The following is a 6,791-nucleotide window of genomic DNA, read 5'->3' on the forward strand; positions in this document are numbered from 1 at the left end:
CACCCACGTGACCGCCTCGTTCGCGAACCCGAACTTCTCTTGGGGCGGGTTGGCAGCCAACTCGTGGTCGGGTACCGGCATCGATTTCACTGCCACGCCGAAGGACATCAAGGCTGCGATCGACGTGCTGCACCTGCGCAAGATGAAGGTCATCCTGGCGGTTGGCGGCGCCACCTACAACGACTGGTCACCGCTGGCGGCCGAAGGCGCGGCGGGCTCGGGCCCGCGCATCACGGCGCTGGCGAACATCATGAAGGACCTGGGCTTCGACGGCCTGGACGTCGACTACGAAGCCGACGCCGACATCACGCGCTATGCCAACTCGACGCGTGCACTGCGCAAGGCGGTGGATCTGGCTGGCGGCGGCCGCATCCTGGCCGTGGCCGGCTGGTCGACCGGTGCGGATTGCATTGCCGCGACCTCGAACATGGCGGACTGCGCCGGCAAGCTCTCTTACTGGGGCGGCAATGCCGGCCGCGAGCGCCTGCTGGTGCGTGACCATGCCGATGTCGCCAAGATGTTCGACCTGGTCAACGTGATGTCGTACGACGCCCGCTTCGAGCACTACGATGGCGTCATGGCCTACAAGCAGTACCGCAAGCTGTTCGGCAAGAACACCGTGGTCTCGATCGGCTTCGAGCCGGCGCCCGAAGGCTGGGCCGGCGGCATCCTCGTGGTCAACAACGCCGACGCCCAGTGCACGGGCTCGCGCATCCTGCAAAACCAGTATGGCAAGAACCTCGATTCGCCGTATTCGGTGGCGCGTTTCAACATGGCCGTCAAGAAGAGCACCAGCCCGAACAAGAACCCGCACGACGGCGCGATGATCTGGAGCATCCTGAAGACGGCCAGCGGCAGCTGCGGCTCGGCCCAGATCGCCTCGCCGGGCACGATCGGCCAGAAGAGCGCCAAGATGTTGGGCCTCGTCAACGATCCGCTGCTGAACGAAGCACCCTGGAAGTGATGGGCCGAAGTGCGATCGGGCGTCGGTCCCGACTGCACTAGTGCAGTGTTCGATGCTAGGCGGAACGTCAGAAAACCGATGGATTTGGTCGTCTGGGTAGGCGCAAACCACAGCGATGCCCGGTGGCATCGCGAGGATTTGCAACGACGCCAGGCGGCCAAAGGCGCGGTTTTATGTTCCGCATAGCGTCGAACGCTGCACTGAATGAAAAGGCGCCGACGACCCGGCGCCTTTTTTCGTGGCTCTTGTCGCGCAACCCGGTCGCGCCGGGTTGCCGTTCGTCAATGCACTCAATGGGAGAACCCATCGTGTCCATGAAATCCAAGTTGTCTTCACTGTTCGGCCATGCGCTCATGGCCGTGGCCATTGCTACGCCGGCGCTGGCGGCCGACCTGCCGCCCGAGGCGTTGAGCACCAAGCCGGACGGCCGCTACTACACCGGCTACTTCGCGACCTGGCTCGATCCGTATTTCGACGCGACCGGCAAGACACCGGCCGAGGTCTGGGCCGTCAGCAGGCTCGCCCGCGTGCCGGCCACCTACACGCACGCCGTCATCTCGTTCGCGACGCCGAACTTCAGCTGGGGTGGCCTCGCAGCCAACTCGTGGGTCGGCACCGGCATCGAGTTCCAGTCGACACCAGCGAGCGTGAAGGCGGCGATCAATGTGCTGCACATGCGCAAGCTCAAGGTCATCCTTGCGGTCGGTGGTGCGACCTACTACGACTGGGACGGCCTGGCTGCCGAAGGGCAGGCGGGGTCGGGGCCGCGCATCGATGCGCTGGCCAAGATCATGACCGACCTCGGCATTGACGGCCTGGATGTCGATTACGAGCTGGACGCGAACGTGACGCGTTATGCGAACGTCACCAAGGCCATGCGCAAGGCGGTGGACAAGGCCGGCGGCGGCCGCCTCCTGACCGTGGCGGGCTGGTCGACCGGTGCCGACTGCACCGCGGAAACGACCAACATGGCCGACTGCGCAGGCAAGCTGTCGTACTGGGGCGGCAACGCCGGCCGCGAGCGCCTGCTGGTGCGCGACCATCCGGATGTCGCGAAGATGTTCGACGTGGTCAACGTGATGTCGTATGACGCCCGCTACGAGCACTACGACGGCGTGGTCGCCTACAAGCAGTACCGCAATTTGTGGGGCAAGAACACGGTGGTCTCGATCGGCTTCGAGACGGCGCCCGAAGGCTGGGCCGGTGGCATGCTGGTGGTCAACAACCCAGACGCCCAGTGCACCGGCTCGCGCATCCTGCAGGACCAGTACGGCAAGTCGATCGATGCGCCGTACTCGGTGCAGCGCTTCTCGGCTGCGGTCAAGAAGAGCAAGAGTCCGAACAAGAACGTGCATGATGGCGCGATGCTTTGGCACCTCACGAAGACGGCCAGCGGCGCCTGCGGCACAGCCCAGATCGCCTCGCCTGGACCGATCGGCCACAAGGTATCGCAGATGCTGGGTTTCGTTGACGACCCGATGCTGGACGTGTCGCCTTGGAAGTGAGACCACCCGGCACGGTCAGGCCCTTGATCGCCTGACCGCCGGGTCATTCTCTGAAATGAAGCGCGCCGGCCTTGCCCGGTGCGCCTTCTTTCTTGCGGGTCAACCCGCTGCGGTCATTCCTTGTCGTTCAACTGCGCGCGGAGCTCGCCGCCGGGGAACTTGGTGGTGTGGACATTGGCGTAGGCGGCTCCCGCCCGGATGGCGGCCACCACGTCGGCGAAGCCGCCGGCGTCCACGCCTTGACCCGTGGGGCCGACGACGTTGGCGGCGGTAAGGGTGCCCGTCACCGCACCCGATTGCGGGCAGGTGGGCGCCAGGCCGGTCGGATCGGGGTTGAAGGTGGTCTGGCAGAGCCAGAGCATGACCCCGCCATTGACCTTGCGCTGCCCGAAGTGGATGTGCGCCTGGCGCACTTCGCCTTCCAGGCCGCTGTAGGCCAGGCGGTAGGTGATCATGCCGCCGGTCTCGTCGATGTTGGCAGAGAACTTGCCTGTCGCTGTCGTTGCGACGGAGGGCACCTCGGAAAGGCCGTCCAGGTGAGCGTCGACATCGTGGGCCTGGGTGACGCCAGCAACGCTGCACAAGCCAGCTGCGAGCAGGGTGCCGAGGCGGGGGGGTCGGGTTCTTGGCATGCTGAACTCCTTGATAGATGGGAACGGGCTGGTTGGCCGACGTCTGGCCAGCGACAGCCCAGCGGTGAGTGCCCTTGCCGGGTCATTTGGTTACTTCCGCGCTGTTCTTTTGCAGGCCCTGAACGTGATTGAAGAAGATCTGATCAATCGGGGCACCCATCCGCTGCTGGCGGTGGCATGATCACCAGCTCGCCGGGGCCATCTGCATGGAACCATCAGATAACGACTTACGTCAGGGCACCATGATCGACTTCCGCTCGACCCGACTGCTTCGTTCCTTCGCGGGGGCCGCACTGGCAGCCGCCGTCCAGCTGGCCTGGGCGCACCCCACGTACACGATCGACGCCACGCCGCTGGACAGTCTGCTGCAGTCGCCGGCAGGCCTGAACAAGCGTGGATGGGTCGCCGAGAACGTCGATAGCGACGACGCTGACGGTGGCGGCTACCGCTGCACCCGGTCGGCTTGTGTTCGCATCCCGGCCTTGCCCAACACCAGCGGCGCGACTGGCGTGAAGGCCAGCGCGATCGACGAGCTGGGCGTGGTGGTGGGCGAGTCACCGGCCGGCAGCGTCGCCCATGCGTTTCGCTTCGACGGCACCACCGTCGAAGACCTGGGAGCGTTGGCTGCTGGTGGCTACAGCGCCGCGTACGCGAGCAACAAGCTGGGGCAGGTTGTCGGCTCTTCCCGGGACGCGGGCGGCAACGACATGCCTTTCGTCTGGCAAGCTGGTGTGATGACCCCGCTGCCGACCCTCGGCGGCGACTGGGGCACCGCGCTCGCGATCAATGAGGCCGGCGTGATTGCTGGCAGCGCGATGACGGCCGATGGGGAGTACCACGCCGTCACCTATCGCGACGGGCGCATCAAGGACCTGGGCGTGCTGCCCGGCGGTTACATCGCCGCGGCACGGTCCATCAACCGGCATGGCCAGGTGGTGGGCGAATCGTCGACCGACGGCATGTTCAAGACCCGCGCATTCATCTACGAGAAGGGGCAGATGCGCGAGATGCCCGCGTTGCCCGACACGCGCGACGGCCGCGCTTACAGCATCAACGATTCCGGCTGGGCGGTGGGCTCGGCCCTGGTCCACGGCAAGGGGGTGCGAGGATTTGCCTTCGACGGCGCGAGCACGTTCGACCTGAACGATGCCTTGTCGCCGGCCGACCGCAAGCATTGGATGATCGAGGCGGCCTACGCCATCAATGCCAAGGGGCAGATCCTCGTCAGCGCCCGCGACCGGACGCAGTTCGGCTACCGCGTGCTTGTCCTGTCGCCGCAGTAGTTTTTCAGTGCGCGGCCGGCGCCGCTCCTTCGGGAAACAGCCGCCGGCAAGCGCGGCCGTCGGTGATGAAGACGTGCAGCGCCTCGGCCGGTGCCCACGCGACCACGCGGTCGCCTGCGCGCAGCCGCGTGTGGGCGTTGCCGCGCACGACCAGCTCGTGGTGGTCGTGCGCGCGCAAGTGCACGAGGTGTGCTTCGCCCAGCTGCTCCACCAGCGTCACATCGGCGTCGAGCCGCAGGCCGTTGGCAAAGGGCGGCGGCGCCTCGACGCCGGTGAGACGCAGGTGCTCGGGCCGCACGCCGATCTCGACCGCCTGGCCTTCGAGCAGCTTGGTGGTCGCCTCGACAGTGGCGGTGGCGGGCTGCCCGAACGGCAGCTCCAGCTGCACGACCGGGCTGGTGGCGGTGATCTTGGCTGGCAGCAGGTTGATCTGCGGTGAGCCGATGAAGCTGGCGACGAAACGGTTCGCTGGCTGCTGGTACAGATCCAGCGGCGCGCCGGCCTGCTGCACGCAGCCTTCGTGCATCACGACGATCTTGTCGCCCAGCGTCATCGCCTCGACCTGGTCGTGCGTCACGTAGACCATCGTCGCGCCCAGGTCGCGGTGCAGCCGCGCCAGCTCGACGCGCGTCTTCACGCGCAGTGAGGCGTCGAGGTTCGACAGCGGCTCATCGAACAGGAACAGCCGCGGCTCGCGCACGATCGCGCGGCCGATGGCCACGCGCTGGCGCTGCCCGCCCGAGAGCTCGCGCGGCTTGCGCTCCAGCAGGTGATCGATGTGCAGCGAGCGCGCGGCTTTCTCGATGCGGCGCTGCCGCTCGGCCTTGTCGGCGCCGTGCAGCTTCAACCCGAAGGCCATGTTGTCGAACACGTTCATGTGCGGGTAGAGCGCATAGCTCTGGAACACCATCGCGATGCCGCGCTTGGCCGGCGGCAGGTGGTTGACCACCTCGTCGCCGATGCGCAGCTCGCCGCCGCTGATCTCTTCGAGCCCGCACATCATGCGCAGCAGCGTGGTCTTGCCGCAGCCGCTGGGGCCGACCAGCACGACGAACTCGCCGCTGTCGATCTGCAGGTTCACGCCTTGCAGCACCGAGGTGCTGCCATAGGTCTTGGACACGTTGTCCAGGGTGACGCGGGTCATGGAGGGCTCGTTCTGAAGAAGAAGGTATTCACTTGACCGCGCCGGCGGTGATGCCGTGGATCAGCTGGCGCGAGACCAGCGCATAGAGCAACAGCACGGGCAGCACCGCCAGCGACAGCGCCGCGAGCACCGCGTTCCAGTCGGTGGCGAACTGGCCGATGAACTGCTGCACGCCGAGCGTGATCGTCTGCGTGCTCTCGCCGGGCGCGAGGATCAGCGGAAACCACAGGTCGTTCCAGATCGGCACCATCGTGAAGACGGCGACGGTGGCCACGGCGGGCTTCAGCAGCGGCAACACGACGCGGAAAAAGATCTCGAATTCGCCGATGCCATCGCAGCGGGCCGCATCCTTCAGTTCGCGCGGCACCTGCAGGATGAACTCCGACAGGATCATCACCGCCAGCGGCAGCCCCTGCGCCACGTAGACGAGCACCAGCGCCGTCAGCGTGTTGACCAGGTCCAGCGCCACCATCGTCTGCAGGATCGACACCGAGCCGAGGCGGATCGGCACCATGATCCCGAACGCTAGGAACAGCGCGAGCAGCCGGTTGCCGCGGAAGCGGTACTCGGTCAGCGCCCAGGCGGCCATCGCGCCGAACAGCAGGATCAGGGCCATCGACACGCCGGTGACGATGACACTGTTGAGGAACATGCCACCGACCGCGGCATTGCCCAGCACCTTGGCGTAGCCGACGATGCTGAAGCTGGCGGCAGTGGGCAGTGCCAGCGGATCGTCGAAGATCGCCTTGCGCGACTTGAACGAGTTGATGAGCACCAGCAATATCGGGCAGAGCACCAACAGCGTGTAGCCGCCGAGCACGAGGTGCACGAAGCCCGCGCGCAATGGCTTGGCGATGGTGGGCGACATCAATGCACGCTTGGCGGCCTGATCTGTCAGCAGGGACGGCGGGGCTGTATTCATTGGGCATGACGGCGCAGCCGCCGCTGGATGAATAGGAAGTACACGCCGACACCGCCCAGGATGACAAGGAACATCAGCGTGGCCAGCGCGGCGCCCATCGTCGCGCTACCAACTTGCGACTGGTAGCCGAAGAAGGTGCGATAGAAGAGGGTGCCGAGCAGGTCGGTCGAGTAGTTCGGCCCGGCCAGCGCGCCCTTGACGGCGTAGATCAGATCGAAGGCGTTGAAGTTGCCGACGAAGGTGAGGATGTTGACCAGCCCCAGCGTCGGCAGGATCAGCGGCAGCCGGATCGCCCAGAAGATGCGCCACGGGCTGGCGCCTTCGACGGTGGCGGCCTCGAT

At 66.2% G+C, this 6,791-nt stretch carries 8 protein-coding genes; 4 read left to right on the plus strand and 4 right to left on the minus strand.

The features are described from left to right. Both VFY73_RS28980 and VFY73_RS28985 read left to right on the plus strand, forming a co-directional pair. The coding region (locus VFY73_RS28980) for a glycosyl hydrolase family 18 protein (protein ID WP_329725068.1) at positions 1–964 on the plus strand (964 nt) is incomplete at its 5' end. A gap of 314 nt (positions 965–1,278) precedes the next feature. Then, positions 1,279–2,469, plus strand: a complete 1,191-nt coding sequence (locus VFY73_RS28985) for a glycoside hydrolase family 18 protein (RefSeq protein ID WP_329725075.1) — start codon at positions 1,279–1,281, stop codon at positions 2,467–2,469. Between the two features lie 113 nt (positions 2,470–2,582). On the opposite strand, the gene VFY73_RS28990 is transcribed toward VFY73_RS28985, so the two are convergent. After that, complete coding sequence (locus VFY73_RS28990; RefSeq protein ID WP_329725069.1) at positions 2,583–3,101, minus strand: CHRD domain-containing protein; 519 nt, start codon at positions 3,099–3,101, stop codon at positions 2,583–2,585. Between VFY73_RS28990 and VFY73_RS28995 the strand changes: the two genes are divergently transcribed. Then, on the plus strand, positions 3,100–3,282 hold the full coding sequence (locus VFY73_RS28995) for a hypothetical protein (RefSeq protein WP_329725070.1): 183 nt from the start codon (positions 3,100–3,102) through the stop codon (positions 3,280–3,282). The genes VFY73_RS28990 and VFY73_RS28995 overlap by 2 nt on opposite strands. A 61-nt stretch (positions 3,283–3,343) precedes the next feature. Then, positions 3,344–4,384 carry a hypothetical protein gene (locus VFY73_RS29000; protein ID WP_329725071.1) on the plus strand — a complete coding sequence of 347 codons (1,041 nt, stop codon included), beginning with the start codon at positions 3,344–3,346 and terminating at the stop codon, positions 4,382–4,384. A 4-nt stretch (positions 4,385–4,388) separates the two neighbouring features. Here VFY73_RS29000 and VFY73_RS29005 read toward each other — a convergent pair whose 3' ends face one another. The 3 genes from VFY73_RS29005 to VFY73_RS29015 all read right to left on the minus strand — a co-directional run. After that, on the minus strand, positions 4,389–5,528 hold the full coding sequence (locus tag VFY73_RS29005; protein WP_329725072.1) for a sn-glycerol-3-phosphate ABC transporter ATP-binding protein UgpC: 1,140 nt from the start codon (positions 5,526–5,528) through the stop codon (positions 4,389–4,391). Between the two features lie 28 nt (positions 5,529–5,556). Beyond that, positions 5,557–6,396: a carbohydrate ABC transporter permease gene (locus tag VFY73_RS29010; protein ID WP_329725073.1), complete on the minus strand. Its 840-nt coding sequence runs from the start codon at positions 6,394–6,396 to the stop codon at positions 5,557–5,559. A gap of 50 nt (positions 6,397–6,446) precedes the next feature. Continuing rightward, positions 6,447–6,791: carbohydrate ABC transporter permease (locus VFY73_RS29015; RefSeq protein WP_329725074.1), on the minus strand; the 345-nt coding region annotated here is incomplete at its 5' end.

Origin of the sequence: Ideonella sp. (genome assembly GCF_036277275.1) — a bacterium.
In the GTDB taxonomy this organism is placed as follows: domain Bacteria; phylum Pseudomonadota; class Gammaproteobacteria; order Burkholderiales; family Burkholderiaceae_C; genus Ideonella.

Coding starts and splice junctions, on each gene's coding strand:
- VFY73_RS28985 (WP_329725075.1), top strand. CDS start 1,279: ATGAAATCCAAGTTGTCTTCACTGTTCGGCCATGCGCTCATGGCCGTG.
- VFY73_RS28995 (WP_329725070.1), top strand. CDS start 3,100: ATGCTGAACTCCTTGATAGATGGGAACGGGCTGGTTGGCCGACGTCTG.
- VFY73_RS28990 (WP_329725069.1), bottom strand. CDS start 3,101: ATGCCAAGAACCCGACCCCCCCGCCTCGGCACCCTGCTCGCAGCTGGC.
- VFY73_RS29000 (WP_329725071.1), top strand. CDS start 3,344: ATGATCGACTTCCGCTCGACCCGACTGCTTCGTTCCTTCGCGGGGGCC.
- VFY73_RS29005 (WP_329725072.1), bottom strand. CDS start 5,528: ATGACCCGCGTCACCCTGGACAACGTGTCCAAGACCTATGGCAGCACC.
- VFY73_RS29010 (WP_329725073.1), bottom strand. CDS start 6,396: ATGTCGCCCACCATCGCCAAGCCATTGCGCGCGGGCTTCGTGCACCTC.